This window comes from Pauljensenia sp. UMB10120, assembly GCF_030212035.1.
GTDB lineage: Bacteria > Actinomycetota > Actinomycetes > Actinomycetales > Actinomycetaceae > Pauljensenia > Pauljensenia radingae_A.
In genome coordinates this window covers 94,430-119,855 of record NZ_JASODH010000001.1, presented here as the reverse complement: position 1 = coordinate 119,855, position 25,426 = coordinate 94,430, and the positions used below count along the sequence as shown (strand labels likewise).

Annotated in this window: 19 protein-coding genes and 1 tRNA gene; 14 read left to right on the top strand and 6 right to left on the bottom strand. The window is 59.4% G+C overall.

Annotated features, from left to right (window positions below; translation table 11 throughout):
- Positions 1–121: 121 nt before the first annotated feature.
- From QP093_RS00515 to aspA, 5 genes are all read left to right on the top strand, one after another.
- Positions 122–622: a DUF3145 domain-containing protein gene (locus QP093_RS00515; RefSeq protein WP_058236736.1), complete on the top strand. Its 501-nt coding sequence runs from the start codon at positions 122–124 to the stop codon at positions 620–622.
- 3 nt (positions 623–625) lie between these two features.
- Positions 626–943, top strand: a complete 318-nt coding sequence (locus tag QP093_RS00510; RefSeq protein ID WP_058236737.1) for an acyl carrier protein — start codon at positions 626–628, stop codon at positions 941–943.
- A gap of 53 nt (positions 944–996) precedes the next feature.
- On the top strand, positions 997–3,711 hold the full coding sequence (locus QP093_RS00505) for a fumarate reductase/succinate dehydrogenase flavoprotein subunit (protein WP_285014064.1): 2,715 nt from the start codon (positions 997–999) through the stop codon (positions 3,709–3,711).
- Complete coding sequence (locus QP093_RS00500; RefSeq protein WP_285014063.1) at positions 3,708–4,463, top strand: succinate dehydrogenase/fumarate reductase iron-sulfur subunit; 756 nt, start codon at positions 3,708–3,710, stop codon at positions 4,461–4,463. Before QP093_RS00505 ends, QP093_RS00500 begins: the two co-directional genes overlap by 4 nt.
- A gap of 62 nt (positions 4,464–4,525) precedes the next feature.
- On the top strand, positions 4,526–5,983 hold the full coding sequence (gene aspA, locus QP093_RS00495; protein WP_285014322.1) for an aspartate ammonia-lyase: 1,458 nt from the start codon (positions 4,526–4,528) through the stop codon (positions 5,981–5,983).
- 91 nt (positions 5,984–6,074) lie between these two features.
- Here the strand turns inward: aspA and aceE are convergent, their stop codons facing one another.
- Positions 6,075–8,825: a pyruvate dehydrogenase (acetyl-transferring), homodimeric type gene (gene aceE, locus QP093_RS00490; protein WP_070727254.1), complete on the bottom strand. Its 2,751-nt coding sequence runs from the start codon at positions 8,823–8,825 to the stop codon at positions 6,075–6,077.
- 301 nt (positions 8,826–9,126) lie between these two features.
- On the opposite strand from aceE, the gene QP093_RS00485 reads away from it, so the two are divergent.
- Positions 9,127–9,528 (top strand): DUF3052 family protein, encoded by a 402-nt coding sequence (locus tag QP093_RS00485; protein WP_058236741.1) that lies wholly within the window; start codon positions 9,127–9,129, stop codon positions 9,526–9,528.
- 81 nt (positions 9,529–9,609) lie between these two features.
- A tRNA-Val gene (locus tag QP093_RS00480) sits at positions 9,610–9,683 on the top strand.
- A gap of 3 nt (positions 9,684–9,686) precedes the next feature.
- On the opposite strand, the gene QP093_RS00475 is transcribed toward QP093_RS00480, so the two are convergent.
- The 3 genes from QP093_RS00475 to QP093_RS00465 all read right to left on the bottom strand — a co-directional run bounded on the left by QP093_RS00475 (position 9,687) and on the right by QP093_RS00465 (position 13,722).
- Complete coding sequence (locus QP093_RS00475; RefSeq protein WP_285014062.1) at positions 9,687–10,562, bottom strand: Cof-type HAD-IIB family hydrolase; 876 nt, start codon at positions 10,560–10,562, stop codon at positions 9,687–9,689.
- Positions 10,563–10,693: 131 nt separating this feature from the next.
- Positions 10,694–12,154 (bottom strand): ribosome biogenesis GTPase Der, encoded by a 1,461-nt coding sequence (gene der, locus QP093_RS00470; protein ID WP_502929352.1) that lies wholly within the window; start codon positions 12,152–12,154, stop codon positions 10,694–10,696.
- A gap of 5 nt (positions 12,155–12,159) precedes the next feature.
- Entirely contained in the window at positions 12,160–13,722 is a 1,563-nt protein-coding gene (locus tag QP093_RS00465) for a UDP-N-acetylmuramoyl-L-alanyl-D-glutamate--2,6-diaminopimelate ligase (RefSeq protein WP_285014060.1), read from the bottom strand.
- A 66-nt stretch (positions 13,723–13,788) separates the two neighbouring features.
- Here QP093_RS00465 and pepN point away from each other — a divergent pair, with 66 nt between their 5' ends.
- The 7 genes from pepN to QP093_RS00430 all read left to right on the top strand — a co-directional run bounded on the left by pepN (position 13,789) and on the right by QP093_RS00430 (position 20,232).
- Positions 13,789–16,353: an aminopeptidase N gene (gene pepN / locus QP093_RS00460; RefSeq protein ID WP_285014059.1), complete on the top strand. Its 2,565-nt coding sequence runs from the start codon at positions 13,789–13,791 to the stop codon at positions 16,351–16,353.
- Positions 16,350–17,162: a DUF881 domain-containing protein gene (locus tag QP093_RS00455; protein WP_285014058.1), complete on the top strand. Its 813-nt coding sequence runs from the start codon at positions 16,350–16,352 to the stop codon at positions 17,160–17,162. The genes pepN and QP093_RS00455 overlap by 4 nt, the downstream gene beginning before the upstream one ends.
- A gap of 2 nt (positions 17,163–17,164) precedes the next feature.
- On the top strand, positions 17,165–17,497 hold the full coding sequence (locus tag QP093_RS00450; protein ID WP_058236748.1) for a small basic family protein: 333 nt from the start codon (positions 17,165–17,167) through the stop codon (positions 17,495–17,497).
- A gap of 10 nt (positions 17,498–17,507) precedes the next feature.
- Positions 17,508–18,245, top strand: a complete 738-nt coding sequence (locus tag QP093_RS00445) for a DUF881 domain-containing protein (protein ID WP_092648608.1) — start codon at positions 17,508–17,510, stop codon at positions 18,243–18,245.
- Between the two features lie 106 nt (positions 18,246–18,351).
- A complete protein-coding gene (locus QP093_RS00440) occupies positions 18,352–18,789 on the top strand; it encodes an FHA domain-containing protein (protein ID WP_058236910.1) in 438 nt (145 codons plus the stop codon).
- Positions 18,786–19,553, top strand: a complete 768-nt coding sequence (gene ftsR / locus QP093_RS00435) for a transcriptional regulator FtsR (protein ID WP_092648609.1) — start codon at positions 18,786–18,788, stop codon at positions 19,551–19,553. Before QP093_RS00440 ends, ftsR begins: the two co-directional genes overlap by 4 nt.
- Before the next feature lie 154 nt (positions 19,554–19,707).
- Positions 19,708–20,232, top strand: coding sequence for a MerR family transcriptional regulator (locus tag QP093_RS00430; RefSeq protein ID WP_058236911.1), 525 nt, complete (start codon positions 19,708–19,710; stop codon positions 20,230–20,232).
- Between the two features lie 2 nt (positions 20,233–20,234).
- On the opposite strand, the gene QP093_RS00425 is transcribed toward QP093_RS00430, so the two are convergent.
- Entirely contained in the window at positions 20,235–22,736 is a 2,502-nt protein-coding gene (locus QP093_RS00425; protein ID WP_285014056.1) for a YhgE/Pip domain-containing protein, read from the bottom strand.
- Complete coding sequence (locus tag QP093_RS00420; RefSeq protein ID WP_285014055.1) at positions 22,737–25,403, bottom strand: MMPL family transporter; 2,667 nt, start codon at positions 25,401–25,403, stop codon at positions 22,737–22,739.
- Positions 25,404–25,426: the final 23 nt, after the last annotated feature.

Genomic DNA, 25,426 nt, shown 5'->3' with positions numbered 1-25,426 from the left:
GGCGTGGCACTGGAATAGTCGGCGTAGACGCGTCATAATGGGTGTAACGCCACGATTCAGCGTGTCTGTTTCCGGTTGAGAACGTAGGGGAAGACGATTCTCACGCGAAATGGAGGTCACGATGAGTAGGTCTTACACCCGTGGTGTACTTTTCGTGCACTCAACTCCGCCAGCGCTGTGTCCACACATCGAGTGGGCCGTTGGAACAGCGCTCGGACAGGAAGTGCACCTGCAGTGGACTGATCAGGATGCTGCACCCGGGATGGTACGCTCCGAATTCTCATGGGTAGGCCAGACCGGGTCCGGCGCCCGACTCGCGTCGGCACTTCGCGGCTGGGAACACCTGCGTTACGAAGTCACCGAGGAAGCCACCGCGATCACTGACGGTGGCCGCTGGTCTCACACGCCGTCACTGGGCATCTTCCACGCCCAAATGGACACGGCAGGCAACGTTGTCGTGCCGGAAGGAAGGATTCGCGCAGCCCTCGACGAATCACATTCCCCGACAGAGATGATCGACAAACTCAATCTTGCGCTCGGACAGGCGTGGGATGATGAGCTCGAACCATTCCGCTATGCCGGTGCCGGAGCTCCGGTGCGCTGGCTCAACCGCGTGGGGTAAGACATGGGATCGATCGGCGACCAGCTTGGCATCGACTTGACCGAACTCCTCGACATGGACGAACCGCCTCAGAGCGATCAGGAGGACAACGATACGGTCGGTGAAGCCGTCATGAACGCACTGCTGGAAGAAACCTCCATCGAACCAGACCGGATGCGCGCAGACCTGACACTCGAAGGTGACCTCGACCTGGACACCCTCGGACGCTACTCAGTGATCAGCCAAATCGAGCACGAACTCGGCATCACCTTGATCGACCGGGACGTGGATGCACTCACAACGGTCGAGGACCTGCTCAACCTGGCTCGCTCGACGTCCTGAACCGCACACGAGCCCTCCCGAACCCGATAGGCTGGATATGAGGAGGATCGGACATGACGATCAACGGCACGTTGACGCCCACCGCGCGGCGCGTCACGATTCCAACATGGGTGTGCAAAGTCGTCATGGCAATCACAGGCCTGATCATGGCGGCGTTCGTCTTCATCCACATGGTCGGCAACGTCAAGATCCTGACCGATCCTGCTCAGATGGATCACTATGCGCAGTGGCTGCGCACGATCGGTGAACCGGCTCTTCCGTATGGGTCCGTTTTGTGGATCCTGCGCGTGATCTTACTGTCGTGTGTTCTGCTGCATACCTGTGGCGCACTCATCTTGTGGCGCCGCGGCGCGTTGACCCACACGCCCGGTGCGCGCAGGCTGAAGCATCGCGGCTGGGCAGCAAAGCTCATGCTTCCGACCGGACTCGTCCTCATTGCCTTTATCGTGATCCATCTCCTTGACCTCACCATTGGCACAGTGGTCGAATCGGCCGCTTTCCGCCATCCCGACTCTCGTTTCTACGCCGCTGCCAATGTGGTGGCATCGATGAGCAGGCCTGTCATGTTCGCGGCATATGTCATCGCCCTTATTGCGATAGGCCTTCACCTCAGCCACGGCATTGAGCGAGCCTGGCAGGATCTCGGTGGGCGCTCACCACGTATCGGCACCGTTGTGCGCATCGCTGGCTATGCGATCGCTTTGGCAGTTGTGATCGGAGACCTCACCGTCATCGCCGCTTCGCACATGGGAGCGATCAGCGTCGCCCTCGCACTTCCGCTCGCTGCCGGACGCACGCATCTGCGCATTGACGAGGGCGCCCCTGTTGACGCCCATGAACCTGAAGTCGAACCCGAACGCATGTGGGACGAATTTGTCTCCCACGCGCGCCTCGTCTCACCCGGGAACAGGCGTACATTCAGGGTGGTTGTTGTGGGGACCGGTCTGGCGGGCGCCAGTGCCGCAGCGGCTCTGGCTGAACTGGGCTTTGGGGTAGATGCGATCACAACTCTGGATACGCCGCGACGCTCCCATTCAGTGGCAGCTCAAGGCGGTATCAATGCGGCGCGGGCACGACGAGTCGACTCGGACAGCGTGCAGCGGTTCGTCACCGACACTATTAAGGGCGGTGATTTCCGCGCCAGAGAGTCCGAAGTATGGAGACTGGGTATTGAATCGGCGCGCGTCATCGACCACATGAACGCGCTGGGTGTGCCGTTCGCCCGAGAATATGGCGGATCGTTATCCACACGATCATTTGGCGGCGTGCAGGTTTCGCGAACGTACTACTCGCGAGGGCAGACGGGCCAGCAACTTCAGGTGGCAGCGTCCTCGTCCCTCATGCGTCAGGTGGCTGCAGGCCGCGTGACGTTATGGGTGCGCCACGAAATGCTCGACGTCGTCGTTGCTGACGGCCGGGCCGCCGGTGTGATCACGCGTGACATGATCACCGGACGCACCCGCTTCCATCCCGCACACGCAGTTGTGATTGCCACAGGCGGATACGGCAACGTCTACTACTATTCGACGCTGGCAAAGAACTGCTCGACAACAGGCATATGGCGAGCTCACCGTGCCGGCGCCGCTCTCGCTTCACCGAGCATGATCCAATTCCACCCCACCGCATTACCTGTCTCATTCCCGTGGCAATCCAAGACCACGCTCATGAGCGAATCTCTGCGTAACGACGGACGCATCTGGGTGCCACGCAGCCCTGGCGATGACCGAGACCCGAACACCATTCCCGAAGAGGAACGCGACTACTACCTGGAGCGCAAGTACCCCGCGTTTGGAAACCTCACGCCTCGCGACATTGCCTCTCGTGCTGCGCGCGAGCAGATCGAATCGGGGCATGGGGTCGGTCCCGAACGAAACAGCGTGTACCTGGATTTTAGGGACGCACTGGAGCGGGTGGGCCGACGCGTCATCGCTGAGCGCTACGGCAACCTCCTTGACATGTACCTCGATGCAACAGGGGAGGACCCCTACACTCGCCCCATGCGCATCGCTCCCGGCGCGCATTTCACAATGGGTGGCTTGTGGGTCGACTTCCGCCTCATGACCACCATCCCGGGACTGTTTGCAGCCGGCGAGGCGAACGCGGCCTACCACGGGGCCAACCGTCTGGGAGCCAATTCCTTGCTTGCCGCCTGCGTCGATGGTGCTTTCACAATCCCGCGCACAGTACCCGACTATTTGGCAGGCATTCTAGGCCAGGAGTTGCTCTCCGTCGATGATTCCCGCGTGATCGCTGCCCGTGAGGGGGTCGAATCGCGACTGCAGGGCCTGCTCGACATCGATGGAGCTACTCCGACGGACACTTTTGCCCGCAAGTTGGGCGATATCATGTACCAGGGGTGCGGCGTTGTGCGCAGTAAGGAGAGCTTGGAGGCTGCGCTCAGCGACATCGACGCACTCCAACAGCGCATGGGTACCGACCTGCGTGTCAGTGGCGAGACAGGACACTTCAACACCGACTTGGTTGCAGCTGCCAGGCTTCAGGACAGCATTCAGATGTCCACACTCATGTGTGTGGACGCGTGGCATCGCGAGGAATCCTGCGGCGCGCACTTCAGAAGTGAATACCAGACGGAGCAGGGGGAGGCGCAGCGCCGCGACGACCAGTGGATGAACGTATCCGCCTGGACCACTGACGGGTGGCATGACCTGGGGACAGATGGCGCAGCTCCCTTGGCAATTACCTGCACTCACCACGCCGAAGAGCTGACGTTTACTACCGTCCCCCTGGCAACGAGGAACTACCAATGAAACTGATCGTCGACGTGTGGCGGCAGAAAGCCCCGGAAGCTGTCGGAACATTCCACTCCTACGAACTGGACGGGTGCGATGAACGCATGTCGATTCTGGAGCTCCTCGATCACCTCAATCGCAACCTGAGTTCCCGCGGCGTCGAGCCGGTTGCGTTTGATTCGGATTGCCGCGAAGGAATCTGCGGTGCATGCGGCATTCAAGTTGATGGAAGGCCCCACGGATTCAGTGAGAATCTGCCGGCTTGCATGCAGAGGGTCGGCGCTCATGCCGATGGCACGCATGTGCGCCTGGAACCGTTGCGATCGGGCGCCTTTCCAGTGATCCGTGACCTTGTGGTAGATCGCAGTGTCCTCGACCGGATCACGATGGCGGGAGGATTTGCTTCCGTTGATACCGGTCTGGCTCCTGATGCGGACGCGATTCCGATTCGTCATCAAGATGCCGAAGGTGCACTTGACCTGGCCGCGTGTATCGGCTGCGGCGCGTGTGTTGCGGCGTGTCCGAACGGCTCAGCCGCGTTGTATGCGGGTGCACGGATGGGTCACCTGGCAGCGTTGAGCATTCCGGGGTTGGAGCGGGCAGAGCGTGCCCGGCGCATGAATGAGGCGATGGATCAGTACTTTGGCTCGTGTTCTGGCTACGGCGAATGCATCAGAGTGTGTCCTGCGAATATTCCTTTCGACGTTGTTGCCGTTGTCTCACACGAACGTCTCAGGGCATTATGGTCGAGGTGGCCTCAGCCTCGCTAAAGCACCACTACTATAGACATTGAGATGACATGCCCGACGATGGGCTGACATGAACGGAGGATATTGTGGGAAATCGGTCCGAAGAAGATCTTTTGGGAAGTCGCGACGTTCCGCAGGAAGCCTACTGGGGTATCCACTCCTTGCGCGCGCAGGAAAACTACCAGATTTCCGGTAGAACGATCAATGAAGTGCCTGAGCTGATTCGGGCATTCGCTCAGGTCAAGAAAGCTGCCGCGCTGGCGAATAAGGATTTGCGAGTGCTCAAGCCCGCCACGGCAGATGCAATTGTGCAGGCCTGCGATGCCATCATCGACGAGGGCGCGTGCCTCGACCAGTTCCCGATTGACCAGTTCCAGGGTGGTGCGGGCACATCGGTGAATATGAACGCCAACGAGGTGATCGCCAATCTCGCTCTCGAGATGACCGGTCAGGAGCGAGGGCGCTATGATCTGATTAATCCCAACGACGATGTCAACCACTCCCAGTCCACCAACGACACGTATCCCACAGCTTTTCGACTGGCCGCCTACGAGAAGGTCGACCAGCTGCGGCACGCCGTGAATGATCTGGCCGACGCGTTTGAGCGCCTCGGTGCCCGCTATCAGCATGTCCTCACTATGGGGCGCACACAGTTGCAGGATGCCGTCCCCATGACGATTGGTCAGGAAATGACCGCGTTCGGCGTGACTTTGCGTGAAGAGGACCCACGTCTGGTCAACGTAGCCAACCTGCTTCTGGAAACCAACCTGGGCGCCACTGCGATTGGCACTGGGCTCAATACGCCTCCGGGCTACCAGAAGGCAGTGGTCGCTCATCTGCGTGATATCACGGGCCTGGACGTGACAGCCTCCGAAGACTTGATCGAAGCGACATCGGATGCCGGGGCGTATATCTCCATGCATGCCACGATGAAGCGCACCGCTGGCAAGCTGTCCAAGATCTGCAACGACCTGCGTCTGCTCTCATCGGGTCCGCGAGCCGGCTTGAACGAGATCAACCTTCCGCAAAGGGCTGCCGGATCCTCAATCATGCCCGCGAAGGTCAACCCGGTGATACCCGAGGTGGTCAACCAAGTCTGTTTCAAAGTCATCGGCAACGATGTGACGGTCACGATGGCAGCCGAGGCCGGCCAGCTTCAGCTCAACGTCATGGAACCGGTGATCGCCCAGTGCATGTTTGAATCGGCCACGTTGCTCACCCACGCATGCGACACGCTGCGTGAAAAGTGTGTGGACGGTATCACCGTCAACGAAGAAAACTGCCGAAACATGGTGATGAATTCGATCGGTATCGTCACCTATTTCAACGATGTCATCGGGCATCATGCCGGTGACGTGGTGGGTAAACGAGCAGCGGCAGAAAACAAGAACGTCGGTGATCTGATCGTTGAGATGGGCTTCCTGTCTCAGGAACAGGTCGATGAGATCCTGTCTCCGGAGAACCTGGCGAACCCGCAGTATCGTGGCGCCAAGATCAGCGATGATCCTGAAACCCCCAAGCAGGCGTCAAGTAAGCACTAGCGCGTAATTCTGCCAATTGCAGACACACGAAGACGCCCTCGTCACTCTCACTGAGTAGCGATGAGGGCGTCTCCACGTCTGCGTTCACATCTTATTCGTCTGAAGCTGCAGCCTCATCGGCACCGATGCGCACATTGTGCAGCTGGTACTTCTCGATGGCCTGTTCGACGACTGCGCGGTCAACCTGGTTTTGATCGGCCAGTGCCTGCAGCGTGCGCACCACCATTGATTCTGCATCGATGTGGAAGTAGCGTCGTGCTGCGCGGCGCGTGTCGGAGATGCCGAAGCCGTCTGCGCCCAACGTGTACAGGTAGCCGGGAACCCACGGACGGATCTGATCAATGATCAGGGCATCGTAATCGGACGTGCCAATGAAGGGGCCTTCAGAGCCGGACAACTTGGTTGTCAGGTAGGCGTAGCGCGGATCCTCATTCGGATGCAGGAAGTTGTGCTCGTCAGCTTCCACGCCATCGCGACGCAGTTCGTTCCATGACGTCACCGACCACACGGCGGCGTCCACGCCCCAGTCCTCGGCCAGGAGCTTGCGGGCCTCACGTGCCCACGGCACCGCCACACCTGATGCCAAAAGCTGAGCCTTCGGGCCCTGCCCTGTATGGTCATCAACCTTGTAGATGCCCTTGATAATGCCGTCCACGTCCACATTTTCAGGTTCTGCGGGCTGATGAATCGGCTCGTTGTACACCGTCAGGTAATACATGACATTCGGGTCACGCGTATCCGAGGGATCGTGCTCGCAGAACATGCGCTTGATGCCATCCCACATGATGTAGCGGATTTCGTAAGCGTAGGCGGGGTCGTACAGCACGAAACCGTGGTTGGCTGCACCCAGGATCGGGGAATGGCCGTCCAAATGCTGAAGACCCTCGCCGGTCAGGGTGGTACGTCCAGCTGTCGCGCCCACGACGAAGCCACGAGTCAGCTGGTCGGCAGCAGCCCAGAACTGGTCGCCGGTGCGCTGGAAACCGAACATCGAGTAGAAGATGTAGAACGGAATCATCGGCAGGTTGTGCGTCGCATACGAGGTGCCCACGACCTGCAAGGCAGCCGCAGATCCAGCCTCGGTAATACCGGTGTGCATCACCTGCCCCTGTTCGGATTCCTTGTAGGACAGCATCATGTCCGCGTCCACGGCAGTGTAATTCTGACCGTGCGTGTTGAAGATCCTGGCTGACGGGAAGATAGCGTCCAGACCGAACGTGCGTGCCTCATCGGGAATGATCGGCACGATGTGCCGACCAATATTCTTATCACGAAGCAGGTCTTTGAGCAGTCGGACCAGTGCCATTGTCGTGGCCACTTCGAGTTTTCCTGAGCCCTTCGACAAAGCCTCGAACGGCTTCATCGCAGGTTCAGGCAGGTGTGCATCGTCATGGGCACGACGCTCAGGCAGGTATCCGCCCAGCTTCTCCCGACGCTCCTTCATGTACAGCAACGCCGGATCGTCTGCCGGTGGCATGTAATACGGCGGCTTGTACGGATCCTTCTCCAGCTCCTCGTCGCTGATCGGGATCTGCAGACGGTCACGCAGCGCCTTCGCATCCTCCAGAGTCAGTTTCTTCATCTGGTGCGTCGAGTTGCGTCCTGCAAAATGCGTGCCGAGCGCGTATCCCTTAATGGTGTGCGCCAGGATGACGGTAGGCTGTCCGGTGTGCTCCATCGCAGCCTTGTAGGCGGCGTACACCTTGCGGTAGTCATGGCCACCTCGGCCCAGAGCCCAGATCTGCTCATCGGTCCAGTCCTTCACGAGCGCCTTGGTTCGCGGATCACGTCCGAAGAAGTGTTCACGAACGTATGCACCATCTTTGGCCTTGAACGTCTGGTAGTCACCGTCGAGGGTCTCATCCATCAGGTGAACCAGGGCATTGTCCTTATCTGCTGCCAGCAACTGATCCCAGCCGCGTCCCCAGATCACCTTGATGACGTTCCAGCCGGCGCCCTTGAAGAAGGCTTCGAGTTCCTGAATGATCTTGCCATTGCCACGTACAGGCCCGTCGAGGCGCTGCAAGTTGGCGTTGACGACGAAGGTGAGGTTATCCAGGCCCTGCTGTGCGGCAAGCTGCAGCATGCCGCGCGCTTCCGGCTCGTCCATTTCGCCGTCACCCAGGAATGCCCAGGTGTGCTGCTGAGAAGTGTCCTTGATGCCGCGCAACTGCAGGTAGCGGTCAAACCACGCCTGGTAGATTGCCTCGGCAGGCCCCAGTCCCAGTGACACGGTGGGGTATTCCCAAAAGTTAGGCATTTGGCGTGGGTGGGGGTAGGAAGGTAGTCCACCGTCCACACTGACCTGCTGACGGAATCCGTCCATCTCTTCTTCGGTCAGGCGGCCTTCGAGGAATGCGCGTGCATAAGGGCCAGGGGAGGCGTGTCCCTGGAAGAAGATGTGGTCGCCGCCGCCCGGGTGGTCTTTGCCGCGGAAGAAGTGGTTGAGACCCACTTCGTACAGGGTAGCGACTGATGCGTAAGAGGAGATGTGGCCGCCTACTCCGACACCGGGGCGCTGAGCGCGCGTGACCTGAACGGCGGCATTCCACCTGATCCAGCGGCGGTACTGACGCTCCATCGCTTCATCGCCGGGGAAGTAGGGTTCCTGGTCAACGGGGATCGTGTTGACGTAGGGCGTGGTGTATTCCTGAGGCAGCTGCACATCGCGTTTGCGAGCCTCGTCCATCATGTGCAGCAGGATGTAGCGTGCGCGAGGTCCGCCTTTTTCATCGATCAGGCTGGTGAGCGAGTCGATCCATTCCTGGGTTTCGTCAGGATCGTTGTCTGGAATTTGACTGAGCAATCCGTTGATGACGGGATGCTTTTGGTTTGTGCTCACAGATACCCCTTTTTATCTCGTGCTGACAGACCTGAAGGTCGCCAATGTCCTGGTGGTTCTATTCTCACCCGAAAGTCCCAGATTTGCGACTTCTTTAGGGCTTAAGACCCATGAGAATCGCCTCAATTTTGATTCATTGACGAGGGTGACGCCTTCCGACCGTACTCGCAGGTCCCGTCAAGCCGCATCGGCGGCGACTTTCGGCGCAAATATTCTTCCCAGGTGCAGATCTGCTCTACTATAGTGCCGTTAGATAGTTCACGAGCCCAGCGGGTTCGCGTGTGGAAGGTGGTTACACAACGTGGCGATCAGCCTCGGATTCACCCAAAATCAGGTTGTCCAGGAATTCTACGTAGACGATGACAGCGATGAAGCTGTTCGCGATGCTGTTGCACGCGAGACTGGTCACGAACTGGTCGATGTCGATTATGGCGACGTTGTCGACGGCGCACTGGTATGGTGGCGCGCTGACGACGCTGAAGAGGAAGACCTCGGTGACGTTCTGGTCGATGTTGCGTCAAACCTTGATGACGGCGGCATGATCTGGGTTCTTTTCCCCAAGCCTTCTGATCCGAACACTGTGCCCGTGGCGGACATTGCCGAAGCAGCCAGTGTGGCAGGTCTGCATTCTACGTCCGCGTTCTCAATGGGGGACACGTGGACCGGAATCTGCGTCACGGCTCGTCCGCGCGCACACCGGTAAGACATCTCACGCACGTCTCAAGTGCGTCTGCGTACCTGTGTGCGTTAAAGTATCCCTCGTGCCACGTCAGTGGCACGTGTCGGGCCTGTAGCTCAGTTGGCCAGAGCGCTGCGTTTACACCGCAGAGGTCGTCGGTTCGAGACCGGCCGGGCCCACCGTTAAAGCGCCAGTAGCGCACGTACCACTGTCATGACACCGTGATCAATATTTGACGGCGCGCGGTATCGGGCTCGTGCTGTCACATCCGGATGAGCGTTAGCCATCGCGTACGAATAGTCGGCATGGTCGAAGAGCTCTAGGTCGTTCAGGAAGTCGCCAAACACAACCGTGTGCTCCGGACCGATCCCCAGCGATTCCTGCAGGGCAGTCAACCCTCGTCCTTTATTCGCCACAGGATTCATCATATCGACCCAGTGGCGCGAAGATTCTGCCACCTGATGCGATTGACGCAAGTGGGGAACCTGATCATCAACGAAGGCAGAAATATCCGTGAAGTCATACGTTGCGAGTTTCAGGACGTTATCGTGCGCCGCGGCCTGCTTCAAGTCGTCGACGACTTCCAGTTGTGCATAGTATTTGTGGGCTTCAGCGTAAAACTCGGCATCTGTGCGTTCAACGTACGCGCTGTTCTGCCCGCACACGACCAGACCGAGGTTGTAGCTACCGTCAGAGCTCACACGCCGCGTCACATCGATCATTTCATTGACTGTCGGCATGTCGATGCAAGTGGTCGACACAACCTGCCCGTGGAACGTGACGATGGAGCCATTTTCAGCAATGTAGGAGTGACCGGCGTCCGTGCCGGAAAACATGGCGTCGAGGGTGGCGAGCTGACGGCCTGACGCGGGCACGAACGCAATCTCACGTACAGCCAGTTCATGCATGAGCGGCCAGAACTCGTCCGGCAGTTTCGAGTTGCCGTCCAGCAGCGTGCCGTCCATGTCGCTGGCGATCAGTCGAATGTCAATTGGCCCATCGGGCAGTGTCATCATGGGCGTATCGTTCACGTCGGCTCTCCGTTCTTGTCCGGTCATGACTGTATCATCGACCGGCCTCCCGCACGGGTCACCCTCGTCAATTCACTCCTTCATGCGCGTTGCGTGACGACGCTGCACATAGCAGATCGAAAGATAGATGCCATACATGCCGAAAACAACAGTCAGGACTATTTCCTGCGCCGCTCGCGCACGCGCACAGATATCTGAACGGGGGAGCCGGCGAAACCGAAGTCCTCACGCAGACGCCTCTCAATGAATCGGCGATATCCGGGGTCGAGGAAACCGGTCGTGAAGAGCACGAAGCGTGGGGGAGCGGATGACACCTGCGTTCCGAACAGGATCCTGGGTTGTTTGCCACCGCGCAGCGGATGCGGGTGTGCGGCCACAAGCTGCCCCAGAAAAGCGTTCAGCTTACCTGTCGAAATTCGTGTTTCCCACCCGGCCAGGGCCGTATCCAACGCCTGCACGATTCTGTTCGTATGCCACGTCGTTGCCGCCGAAATATTGATGCGCGGCGCCCACGCGACCTGCACGAGTTCGCGTTCGAGTTCAGATTTGAGTTCCTTTTGGCGTTCCTCGTCCACCAGGTCCCACTTGTTGTTGACGATCACGAGCGCCCGTCCGGCATCAACAACCTGCTGCACGACGCGCACGTCCTGCTCGGTCAATACTTCCGAGGCATCAAAAAGGACGAGGGCGACCTCGGCTTTTTCAATCGCGGCTTGTGTTCTGATCGACGCGTAGAAATCAGCTCCCGTTGTTCGGTGCATTTTGCGGCGCACACCGGCTGTATCCACAAATTGCCACTGGCGGTCGCCCAGAGTGACGATCTCATCGACCGGGTCACGCGTAGTGCCAGCTGTTGAGTCTACGACGACGCGCTCATGTCCAACGAGTGCATTGAGCAGTGAGGACTTGCCGACGTTCGGTCGTCCCACCAGAGCCACGCGGCGAATGTTGGGATCGCGTGGTTGACCGGCTCGTGCCGAGCGCTCAGGGAGAACTGCCAGCACTCGATCCAGCAGGTCACCCGTGCCTCGACCGTGCAGAGCGGAGATGGCGTATGGTTCGCCCATACCCAAACCCCACAGGTAGGCAGCGTCTGCTTCCTGCATGGCGGAATCCACCTTGTTAGCCGCCAGAATGACCGGCTTGCCGCTGCGGCGCAGCAACTCCACGATACGTTCATCAGTGGTGGTAATTCCCACCGTCGCGTCGACCACCAGCAGCACTGCATCTGACAGGTCGATCGCCACCTCGGCCTGGTCGGCCACATTGCGATCCAGTCCGCGCACGTCGACTTCCCAGCCGCCCGTGTCAACGACGAGGAATTCGCGACCAGCCCATTCTGCCTGGTAGGTGACACGGTCACGCGTGACACCCGGCGTATCCTGCACAACCGCTTCGCGGCGCCCCAGGATGCGGTTCACCAGCGTGGACTTGCCGACGTTGGGTCGCCCGATCACAGCAAGGACCGGCAAGCCGTCCATTTCAGTAACGGAGGGCAGGTCGCCCTCGTGATCGTCAAGGATCTGCAAGTCGGATTCACTGAGCTCATAGTTGTCCAGTGACGACCGCATCGAGCGTGCGCGGGCGTCACCTGTGTCAATATCCTGCTCTTCGCTCACGTTTGTCATCCTCGCTTGCGGGGTTCACTGTATTCCAGCACTTCGCGTGCAACCGGCACGTCATTGTATCGGTGATAGACATGATCTATCTCCTGATACCACTCGGCACCCTTCCCGGTGATCAGGACGATGTCATTCGCACTGGCGTCCTGAATCGCGCACCGTACCGCATCCCGGCGGCACGTTGTAACCTCCGTGACGTTGGTCAGGTCGGGACGCACGTTGCGGATTCCCTCCATCAGCTCGGCGCGAATTGCCGCCGCGTCCTCGGTTCGGGGGTTCTCATCTGTCACCCACAACACGTCCGCGTGTCTCGCCGCAACTTCAGCCAGCGGTATGCGTTTGGAGGCATCCCGGTCACCGTCCGTGCCAAAGACCAGGACAACGCGGCCGCCAGCCAGTTCGCGCGCATCCTTGAGAATCCATTCCATAGCTTCGGGGGTGTGCGCGTAATCAACGATCACGAGCGGCTGATCGTCACAGTCCGGATTGACTTTCTCCATACGCCCGGGAACCTGCGGTGCCCGCTCGAGGGCAGTGACCGCCTGATCTGGATCCGCACCCACTGCCGTCGCTGCTGCGATTGCCACAGCGCAGTTTTGCACGTTCACTTCACCGAGCACCGGGCTGTGAACCTGGTGGGTGTGCCCCGCCGGATCGGTCAGGGAGAAAACGGTTTGTGCGGTCTGCGGATCCGGATGAATATCACTGACGTGCCAGTCTGCCTGTTGCGAGCTCAAGGCCGCAACAGTCGTGATCAGGATCGTGGCCTCACGTGCCAGTCGCTGGCCCCATTCATCGTCCACGCACACGATTCCACGCAGGGCATGCTCGGGCGTAAACAGGGATGCTTTGGCCTGGAAGTAGTGCTCCATGTCGTGATAGAAGTCCAGGTGATCGTGCTGCAGATTCGTAAAAATGGCGACGTCAAAGACAATGCCGTCAACACGATTCAAGCTCAATGCATGAGAGGACACTTCGATGACCGCATTGTCAGCGCCTTGCTGCTGTGCGCACGCAAGGAAGCGATGCAGAACCGGTGCCTCGTTCGTGGTGCGCGTCGCCAAGATCGTCATGTCACCGATGCGGGTTTCCACGGTGCCGCACAGCGCAGGAACATCGTGTATGGCGCCCAACGCGGCACTGACCAGATAGGTTGTGGTGGTCTTTCCGTTTGTGCCGGTCACTGCTGCGGTCGTCAGTGACTGATCGGGGTTTCCGACCACTCGTGCAGATGCGAACGCTGCCGCCTGGCGAGGGTCGTCGACAACTGCAATAGGGACACTCGCGCCACTGTCACGCAGGATCCGCGCACCTTTCTCATCCGTGATGACGCCGGCCGCGCCAGCCTCAAGCGCACCTGCGGCAAATTCGGCGCCGTGGTGGGAGTATCCGGGGATTGCCACGAACACCCATCCGGCATCAATGTCACTGGAAGAGACCGTCACGCCAGTGACGGCACAGGTGGCCTTGTCTTCATTCACCCATTGATGAACATCGAGGTCGCGGACCAGTTCACGAAAAGTAATCGCTGATGTGCGAGGACGCAGTTCATTAATGGTAGTCATGGCGCACACTTTACTACTCGGGCGCGCCCCAATGCCTCAACTCGCGCGCACTCTTACAATCGAGACATGTTCAACCTCACGCGATCCCAGGCACGTCAGCGTGCTCAGACAGTCTTAGTGTCCCACATTGACGTGACGGTGGATCTGACGCGTGCAGGTGACCTTGACGAGGCACATTACCCTGTCATCTCTGTGTTCACAATGACGCTCAACCGTCCCTCAACATTTGTTGACGTGGTGGGAACGGTGGACGAGGTTCTGGTCGATGACGCTCCGCATGCGTTCCACCACGACGGATCTCGCCTTGACCTTGATGACCTTCCAACCTCACGCCCGATCACGCTCACCGTGCGCGCCCACTGCAGCTTTTCACGCACAGGGGAGGGGCTCCACCGCTATCTCGATCCTGAAGATCACCGCATCTACCTGTACACACAGTTTGAGCCCACCGATGCGCGCAGAGCCTGGCCGTGTATGGATCAGCCCGATATCAAGCCGCGCTGGACCTTCCACGTCCTCGCGCCGAAAGAATGGACTGTCACGTCCAACGGCATCGACACACCGACGGATGCCGGCACCCTCATTCGGCACGACTTTTCCACCACACCACCTCTGTCCTCCTACATCACCGCAGTTGTTGCAGGCCAGTGGGCCGTAGTTGACGGCGGTACCTGGGAAGGTGGAGCCGGCGACGGCACACATGTCGCGATCCCGCTGCGTCTGATGTGTCGCGCCGCCCTCGCGCCTTTCATGGACGACGACGATATTCTGACTGTCACCCGACAGGGCCTCAACTTTTATCATCAGCACTACGGTGTGACATTTCCGTGGGGATCCTACGATCAGGTGTTCGTGCCTGAATACAACCTTGGCGCAATGGAGAATCCCGGGTGCGTCACGTTCAACGAACATCTCCTGTCGCGCGACACCCCCACATTCGCGCAGCGTCAGCACCGTGCCAACACGATCCTTCACGAAATGTGCCACATGTGGTTCGGTGATCTCGTCACGCCCGCATGGTGGGATGACCTGTGGCTCAAAGAATCCTTTGCTGACCACCAGGGCACCAACACGGCTGCTCACGCCACCGCCTACACAGGGGAGTGGACGTCATTCGCCATTGGCCGCAAAGCCTGGGCCTACGAGCAGGACCAGTATCCAACCAACCACCCCATCGCTGCAGATATCCCGGACGTGGAGGCAGCAAAGAACAACTTCGACGGCATCACCTACGCCAAGGGTGCAGCCGTCCTCAGGCAACTTTTCGTCACCCTTGGTGAGGACGCGTTTTTTGCCGGTGCACGACTCTACTTCACCCGCCACGCTAACGGTGCGACGAAGCTGACCGACCTTCTGAAAGCCCTGGAAGAAACGTCCGGGAAGGATCTGACTGAGTGGAGCAGGCTATGGCTGGAAACCAGCGGCCCATCCAGGCTCTCCGTCGACGTGCAATTCGACCATTCGGGCCGTCTTTCCCGCTTCGACCTGGTCCAGGACCGCCTCGTTCGTCCACACACACTTGAGGTATCCACGTGGGCGATTGACGAGGGAGCCCTGAGGCGCACCCACACCTATAGCCTGCATACTGAGGCCGCCCGTATCCGCATCACAGACGACACACTTTCACGCGAGGAATGCGATTTGATCGTGTTGAACGACCACGATCTGACGTATGCGATCTGCAGGTTTGATGCGCACAGCGCGGACACGGCATTGGCTTACATCGGAACCTGCCCTGATCCGCTCACGCGCGCCGTTGTGTGGGCGAACCTATGGAATATGGTGCGCGATGGGCTCATGCGCGCAGACCGCTATGTTCGCGCAGTGCTCACGCAGGCACTCACCGAAGATCACGACGCGGTTGTGGACAGACTGCTGTCCAGTGTTCAGTACGCCATCGCGCATTACTGCCCGCGCTCACAACGAGCAGCATTGCACGAACAGGTCGTCGCCACTGCACTCGACATCCTCTCACACACCACTACCGTGGACCACCAGCGTCTGTGGCTCGGAGCGTTGCTCAGCTCAGCACCCTGGTGCCCCTTGTCACCTGCAGCGACCAGCACGATCACAGCCGTGGCGGGCCGGCACAGTATTCATGGACTGGAAATCGGTCCCGAACTTGCCTGGCGTGCACGCCGCGCGCTTGCTGCGCGCGGCGATGTCGACCGCGCTCGCCTCGACCAGTGGCTGGACGACGAACGCACAGGGGAGACTACCATTTTCCACGCTCGCGCTGTGGCTGCTCTGCCCACAGCCACTATCCGTGAACAGTCATGGAAACGAGTTCTCACCGGGGACATTTCCAACGAGGAAACCTCAGCGATTCTCTTCGGCCTGGCGGAGTCCACGTGGGAGGGCGATGAGCTCGACCGTGAGTTTTTCGCGCACCTCGCTGATTTTTGGGCCACCCACTCCATCGGCATGGGTATTCGCTTCGTGCGTGCTGGCGCTCCACATCACGTCGACTGCGATGATCCGGATGCGGTAGCCACCCTCGTCAATGAATATGAACAATGGCTGGAGGGCAATACGGATGCACCTGCTGCCCTGCGACGGCTCGTAATCGAGAACTTTGACGACGTCCAGCGTGCTCAACGCGTCCAGGAACTTTGGGAGGAGACGCTATGAGCACTGCCTCGCCCCGAAAGGACCCTGCCGCATCGATGTCGCAGCTCAACCAGCTTCTTCGCAATCCGCTCGATGCTGCCTACCACGCATACGCAGCCGATCCGAATGCCCGCCGATCCGGCCCGGCAATGCGCGTCCTCGTCATCATCATGGCGATCGCGCTGGGGATCGCCTCCGGAATCGCAGTGCGATACTTACGCGCCCCCGCTGATACGACAGTGCAAAAGTCATTGACCTCGCGCATCGAAACCGTCCAGACGCAGGTTGACTCGCTCAGCCAGGAAGTGTCCGACCTGTCCTCCACGATGCGCTCAGCTGCCGATATCGCCCCGACATCTGCACCGCAACTGGAGGCAAGCGTGGCGATGGCCAGCGCGGCTCACTCCGTGCACGGACCGGGTCTGGCTGTTACCCTCAGCGACGCCACAGATTCCAAAACTGAACGGCCCCAGGCGGTTGTGCGCGATCAGGACTTGCGAATGGTGGTCAATGCCATGTGGGCGGGCGGAGCTGAAGCCATTGACGTCAACGGCATTCGCATCGGGTCGGGCACCTTCATCCGCACCGCAGGTTCAACGATCCTGGTCAACACCACGGCCATCCAGTCTCCCTACGTCATCAATGCCATCGGAGACGGGTCGGATCTGTCGGTGGCACTGGTGCGTGGCGGCACCGGTGATTATCTGTCTACCGCCCAGTCAGCTCGAGGTATACAGGTCACGACACGGGCCGCAAACTCCATTGAGATGCAGGGCGTTGATCAGCGCTCGACGCGCTACGCTGAAACTCGAGATGGTGCTGGAGGCTAAACATGATTGCTGTCCTTGGACTGATTGCAGGAATCGTCATCGGATTCATGGTCGATCCCACGATCCCGGTGTGGATTCAGCCATTCCTTCCCGTTGCCGTTGTCGCTGGGCTTGACGCTCTTTTCGGCGCTGGGCGCGCGTGGCTCGAAGGTGTCTTCTCCGACCGTGTCTTCATCATGTCGTTCTTCTGGAATGTCCTCGTAGCCTGTCTGTTGGTATTCCTAGGACAGCAGCTTGGCGTCGGATCCGCCATGACGACCGCTGTCGTCGTCGTTCTCGGTATCCGTATCTTCTCCAACGCCGCGTCCATCCGTCGTCTTATTTTCAAGGCGTAGGTGCACGACAATGGCACGTAATTCTGCGAACAAACCCCAGATATCGCGCGGTTCACGGCTGCGAGAGGCTCTTTTGGCCAGTCCGAGGCCGATCCATATTCTTCTTGTCGTCATCTGCATGATGCTCGGTATCGCATTGGTAACTCAGGTGCGCGCCCAGCGTGCCGACCCGCTCGACCAGATGACCGAGCAAGACCTGGTGGTGCTGCTCGATGAGCTGTCTGGACGCGAGGAAACACTGCGCGGCGAGAAGGCTGAGCTCGAGTCTGAGCTGGCTGACCTGGAGAATGCTGTCTCCCAGCAGCAGGCTGCCGACGAAGCGGCCCGCAAGAGTGTCGAGCAGGCACGTATCAATGCCGGAACGGTCCCTGTTGAAGGCGAAGGCCTCACCATGATCGTTACCGATCCGCAGGGAGGTGTCAATGCAGTCCAGTTCGTCATGACCCTTGGGGAACTGCGCAACGCCGGAGCTGAAGCTGTGAGCATCAACGGTATCCGTGCCAACGCGCAGACCTGGTTTTCCATGTCGGATGTGGGCATCATCATGAACGGTCAGGTGATCCACTCGCCCTACCAGTGGAAAGTGATTGGAGATTCGGACACGATTGCCACTGCACTGGAGATTTCTGCAGGTGCGGCTTGGCAGATGCGTTCCAAGAATGCGGACGTGGAGATCATCAAATCCCAGCAAGTCGTGATCGATGAAGTTGCTCCTACTCCGATCCCTCAATATGCGACAGAAAAATAGAGGCGTGACATAATTGTTATCAATGAAACAGCAATGCGCCGGCGTACCTTTTTTGCGTACACTGGGGTGCATCTGAATTCCGGTGTACTCGCGGAAGAGGGAAATGATGGAAGATCACAGTGACTTTGACCCGACGGCAACCTCGGTCTTCGGCCTGCCAGGCTCGGAGGAAGAAGAGGAGACTGCTCAACCGCTGCCGTTGTCTGCTCGCGACCGCGAGGCAGTCGAGGCCCTTCCTGCCGGTTCCGCACTGCTCATCGTTCAGCGTGGCCCGAACTCCGGTGCGCGCTTCCTGCTCGATCCAGGCACAACTAACGCCGGACGCTCACCCAAGTCGGACATTTTTCTTGACGACGTGACTGTGTCCCGCAAACATTGCCAGTTCATCGCACAGGACGGTGGCTACATTGTCCGCGATTCAGGCTCCCTGAACGGCACTTATGTCAATCGTGAACGTGTCGATGAGGCACATCTGCAAGAAGGCGATGAAGTCCAGATCGGCAAGTACCGCATGACCTACCAGCCGTCCCCGCAGCAGGCATGAACACTGCCCACGCATACGCACTCGAGGAGAATCCGCAACAGGGACAGTGGCCACGTGGCTTGAGTGCAGAGCCGACAATGGCCATCGGCCAGGTCACAGAAGCTCTGCAAAAAGAGTTCCCCACCGTCTCAGTGTCAAAGATTCGTTTTCTGGAGGATCAGGGACTCATCTGTCCGAGCCGTACGAGTGCGGGTTACCGAAAGTTTTCCGAGTCCGACCGTGAGCGACTGCGCTATATCCTGCGCCGCCAGCGCGATTCCTATTCGCCCCTCAATGCCATTCGCGATGAGCTGCGAGCATTGGACGCCGGCCATGACGTGGATCTTGCTCCGAGCGCACGCATTGTTGCTTCCGATGGGGAAGTGGTTGTCCCTGCGAACCAGTCAACGATTTCCACGCGTGACTTGGCTGATCTGACGGGCGCCACTGTCGAAACTCTCGAACGTTACACTGCACTCGGATTGATCGCCCCTGACATTGCTGGCTATTTTCCATCTCGCACGGTTCACGTCGTGCACCTGCTGGTGGCCCTTGAAGCTGAGGGCATGAATGCGAGGATCTTGCGATCTGTGCGCACAGGTGCCGAGCGCAGTGCGGATGTGATTGATCAGGTTGTGTCCTCGCAGTTATCACGGCAACGCGCTACCGATCGTGAGCGTGCACACGCACGCTCAATGGAATTTGGTGAGAAGCTCGCTGACCTGCACCGGGAACTATTGCGCATTTCATTGTCGAGGCTCAACGGCGACTCACCTTCAAGTTGAACTTGAGGCTCGCCGTTTGAATTGTTGACCGACGACCGTTCGGGAATTAGCGTTAGAGAGTACACACAGTGAGCCCATTCAGTGGCTAAGAGTCCGAGGAGCATACGTGAGCGCGAATCCGGCTGATTCAGTAGCCCCACAACCACGACAGGCCATGCTCTTCGGCGACCCTCTTGAAGGCCTCAACGAAGACGAAACCGGCTATCGCGGCCCGGTTGCGTGCTCCGCGGCCGGCATCACCTACCGTCAGCTCGACTACTGGGCTCGCACAGGGTTACTGCAGCCTTCGGTGCGCGCTGCGCGTGGATCCGGTTCACAGCGCTTGTACTCATTTCGCGACATCCTCGTCCTGAAAGTCGTCAAGAAGCTCCTTGACGCCGGCGTGTCACTCCAGCAAGTCCGCCAGGCAGTCACGCAGCTCGGTAACCGTGGAATCGATGACCTCGCGTCGATCACGCTGATGAGTGACGGCGCATCCGTGTATGAATGCACCTCATCCGATGAGGTAATTGACTTGCTCCAAGGCGGACAGGGCGTGTTCGGTATCGCAGTGGGGCGAGTGTGGCGCGAAGTTGAAGGTTCCCTGGCTGAACTGCCAGTCGAGCGGCGCGACGAAGATGACACGGTTATTGACGATCTAGCTGAACGCCGTCGCCGCAGGCACCGTTCCGTTTCCTAAGTTCACATCGGAACAACGTTCAGCGCTTCGCGAACCTTCTCGGGCGAGAGCGTTCGGCGCTGCGTAACCGCCACCGCCGAACCAATGAAGCTCACCAGGCCCCATCCGATCAGCGACAGGAGCGGGGGCACCCACGAGGATCCCACACCCAGAACGCTGGTCTGCAGGCCTCCGGCAAGTTCTCCCAACGGCAGCAGCGCGTTCATTGTAGATAAGGCGTCAGGTGAATCTTGGTAGGGCATCAGCCCGATGAGGGCAACGACCTGCAACGTGAAGAACAGGAGCGAGACGACACGCCCGATCCGGGCACCGCACACTGCCAATAGCATCTGGTGGACCAGGACTGCCACAATTGCGCCGACTATGATCAGTGCACCTGTACCAGCGAGACTGACAGGAAAGACCTTGAACAGCAGCGCTACACAGATCACGCCCAGCACGGAGATTGCCACTACGCCGGACGGGGCGCGCAGCGAATCAATGACCGCCCGAACTGCACCGACTGGACGAGCCAAGACGCGACCGCGAAGGCCCGGCATCATCAAGAATGCACCAAACGCACTGATCCAGATCAGGACTGCAGCGGTAAACGGGAAAGCTGTTCCGATGGTGCTCTGCGTCGTGGCATCCTGCTCTGTTTGCACCGGACGCATCGCCATGGACACAATCCGAGTGCGTTCCGCATCTGAGTAGACGGGGATTTGCGAGACGCCCTCGTCCAGGCCATCCGCGAGCTGGGACGATCCGTCGCGTAGCTGGTCGATGCCTGTGGAAAGCTGATCGGCTCCGTTTCCGAGCTGTCCGAGTCCGTCTGCCAGTTGGCTGGAGCCGTCAGCCGCTCCCTGGGCTCCGTCGTTGAGCTGGCTAATGCCACCCGAGAAGCGGCCCACTCCAGCCGACAATTGTGCCAAGCCGTCGGCTAGGCGATCGGCTCCGGTGACGAGTCCAGGCTGGCCTTCTGTGCCGTCAAATCCGTCCTGGAGCTGATGCACCCCGTTCTGTAGCTGTGTGACGCCCTGAACGAGGCCTATCGTCGAGTCTGTTCCATTGATGCCATCCGCCATTTGACGCGCTGCACTGGCAAGCTGTTGGGATCCTGTGGCCAGTTGGCTCACCCCTGCGAGTAAACCATCCGGACCGACAATCTGGGCGATGTACTCGTTGTAGTGGTCAAGGAAATGTTGCGCGTCGGCAAGGCCGTCCGCGAATTCGTCACTGGAAATCTTCGCCAGGAAATCGTCGAGGGCAGCGAGGGAATCGGTTGCAACCGTGGGCAGGCCATCAATGAAAGGCACAATCAACTGCCCAAACTCTTTCATATCGGCACAGTATTGTGGGAACGTTTCAGCGGGGCATCGATCGATAAGGCCGAGCAGCGAGCTACGTAGCTCGTTAATGACATCCTGATTGGTCATGATTGGTTCAAGCCTGCTGAGCACATCGCGCGCATCCCGAGCCACCTGTTTCATCACATCGACAATTTGCTGAAGATCGATGGTGATCGTTGGCAGGTCAGCCGGATCGAAATCCTCGGGAATGAGGGCACGGATCGTGTCCAACCCGTTGTCAAGTCGCGCGATACCGTCGGCCAGCTGTTCGGTTCCTTCTGCCAGCTGGAGTGAGCCACTGGCCAGCCCCGGCGTCGTACCGTTTCCCAGGATGCCGTCCGCCAGCTGGTCAACGCCGCCGGTCAGACCGGGGGAGGAGGCTGATCCGGCGATTCCGTCGCGCATCTGGTGGATGCCGCCTGACAGTTGTTCCGCACCGGCATGGAGCTGTCCGATACCGCCCGAAAATCCTGCCACACCGCTCTCCAGTGCTGCCGTGCCGTCGGCAAGTTGGGCAAGTCCGCCGGCAAGTTCATAGGTGCCATCCGTGCTCTGGTGGACGCCGTCGGCCAGCTGATGGGCACCCTGTCCCAAGGACCCGATACCGGAATCGAGTTGCCTAGCTCCGTCTGCAGCTGCTCCCAGCTGGTCTTTCAGCTGGTCGAATCCCAGATAGACACCGTTGAGAACCTGCGTGCCCAGCGTCTGGCCCAAGGATCGCGCGGCGGCTTCCGTCACCGCATGGGCCAGTTCGTTCATCATAGGTGCAGTCGCATCAGAGCTGGTCAGTGAGACAATGCCGGGATTTGCGTTAGTTTGCCCGATCGTTGCCACCGCTGTCGAGAAGTTTTCCGGAATGGTCACGATTGCAGCAACGTCACCGTTCTTAATTGCGTCGTGCGCACTGTTGACCTGCATCAGCTCCCATTGGAACGTTGCGGTTCCATCGTGCGGTTTGAGCAGTTCGGCGGACAGTTGGCGTCCGAAAGGGACAAATTGGGTTGAGCCGTCGGGCAGCGTCATTTCCGCGCCCTTGTCCAGGTTTACGATCGCCGCTTTCAGGCGTGTAATGTCCGAGCCTGTACTGTTCCCACCGATTGACCACATGGACAACGCGGCGAGCAGGATCGGTACGATGACGGCGACCAGCAATAGGCGTGCATCTCGTAATCGCATTTATGCGTCGCCTCCAATCTTTACCGTCCGTGTGACCACAAAGCCACTGTTGCCAGCCTGAGGTCCCACAATCAGTGCACCTTCTTGTTCCACTGTCGCACTGATGAGCTGGTCTCGCACCTGTTCGGTTACCGGGCAGTCCACGAGTACCAGGTTCTTGTCCGACTCTTCAGCATCCGACGCAATCATGTGGGCCCATGAGGCTCGCAACATGATCGGAATGTTAGCGCGCATCCAGCTGGATCGATCGCGCGCGTCGTTATCGCGCACCACGATAATTCCCTGGTCAGCGCGGATAAGGCCCGCAGCCGCGCACATGAGTGTGCGCACCTGGCTGGGTGGCCCGTCCAGTTGGATGACCTCACCGGGCCAGACAATCAGCTCATCGCACGAGGCCACGGTCTGGCCACCCTCGTTAATGCGGACATCTTCCATGCGCAAGATTGCCGGTCCGTTGACACGTTTCCACTCCATGTGATCGCTGAGGTGATCCATAGCGACGCCCTCGACGTCGACGTGAGGCACTACCCGGTCCAGTGCGCGCGGAAAACGCCAGGCTCGCTTACCAAGCACCATCATGACCGCTGGAATGAGCGTCATGCGCACGATGAATGCGTCAATAGCAACGCCAACCGCCAGCGCCAGTGCGATGGGCTGGACGTAGAAGGAACCTGAGGGAATGAATCCGAAGAAAACCGACACCATGATCAGCGCTGCAGCCACCACAACAGGTGCGGAGGAGGCGAATCCCTTCTTGACTGCCTGCCGTGCATCCTCGCCGTGAGTCCAGTACTCGCGCATGCGGGTGACGAGGAAGACCTGGTAGTCCATCGCCAGGCCGAAGAGCACACCCAACGCCATGATCGGCATGAAGCAGATGACCGGCCCGGTATTGGAGATGCGCAGCGGTCCGGTGAACCATCCCCACGAGAAGATCATGGACGTGACGCCGAATGCTGCGCCGATCGACAGGAGGTATCCGATCGTTGCGGTCAGCGGCACCCACAGTGACCTGAAGACTACTGTCAGCACAATCAACGCCAGCCCCACCACCAGTGAGGCAAACGGCACCAGCGCATCCGTCAGGCGAGCGGTCACATCCATTCTGGCGGCGACCATGCCGGTCACATGAATATCCTCGACGCCCAGTTCACGCTCCCACGTGTCGGCAGCTTCGCGCAGGTTCTCCAGTGCTTTTTCGGTTGCAGGATCGTTCGACGCGGCCTCGGGGATCGCAATGACGGCAGCAAGGTCAGCGTTCCTGTTCGGGGTGGCTATCTGAATTGACCTGATGCCATCAACCTGTTCAACCCGGTCAGCAAGTTCATCGACCAGACCGAGCGGGTCCTCAGACTGGATGATGCCACCGATGATCAGCAGGGGAGCGTTGGCTCCGTCTCCGAATTCGTTCGCCACCAGCTCGTAGGTGTCCCGTGCGGGAGTGCCCACCGGCTCGGTTCCATTGTCGGGAAGGGACAGGCGCAGATCTTTGGCAGGAATGACGACGGCGGACAGGAAAACCAAGACGACAGCGATCGTGATCCACGGGCGGGCAGTGATCACTGATACCCACCATTGGGAAGCACTCTGCTTCGAGTGCTTCGCTGCATGTTTGCGAGTCTCTTCCTGACCGGAGCGCCGCGATGCGCGTGCGTAGCGTGGGCGCAGTCGCTCACCCATCAAACCCATCAGAGCCGGGATGGCGGTCACCGCAATCACAGCGGACACGGCCACAGCGGCCGCGGCACATAGACCCATCACTGCCAGGAAGGGGATGCCGGAGACGATCAGACCGCATAGTGCGATCACAACGGTGATGGCGGCGAAGATTACGGCACCGCCTGATGTCGCATTGGCCATCGCAATGGAATCAACGACGTTCCAGCCGTGAACCAGCTGGGAACGATGGCGGGAGACGATAAAAAGACAGTAGTCAATGCCGACCGCCAGACCGATCATGATCGCCAGCGTGGGAGTAGTGGTGGAAATGTCCACCCACTGCGCAACAATGAGTACACCTGTCATCGCGATGCTCACGCCGAGCAGTCCGGTGATCACGGGCAGGACTGCAGGCAGCAGTGCACGGAAGGTGATCGCAAGGATGATGAGCGCAATGGCCACACCAACCAGTTCAAGAGGGGAGAGGGGCACTGATGTTAGCTGGTAGATCTGGCCTCCGACCGATGCCGGCATCCCGGCCTTGGTGCTGTCGGCAGCGACCGTTTCGATAGTGTCCAGTGCGCCGTCGTCATCTTGCCCGAGCGCCAGGTCAAGTTGGACGTTGATCAGCGCGAATCGTCCGTCCGTACTGATTGTGGGAGTGCGCAGCAGTTCTGACCACGGGTCGGCTGCCTGAGTGACGTGAGGGACGGCGCTCAACTGATCGACGACGCGCTGCACCTGGTCGCGGTGTGTCTCGATGGGGTGGTCATCAGGAGATTCCACGATGACCTGTGCGGTCAGTCCGGCCAGTTCGGGGAATCGTTCCGAAATAATGTCGAGGCCGTCTTGGGCCTCTGTGCCGGGAATCTTGAAATCATTTGACAGTTGCGGGCCTGCCTGCCACACCCCGATCCCGCCAATCAGCAGGACAGCAATCCACACGAGGAGCGTGCGGATCCCGTGGCGCGCGCAGGCGGCACCTAACTGACGCAGAAAAGTGGACACATTCCATTGTCTAACGTTTGAGG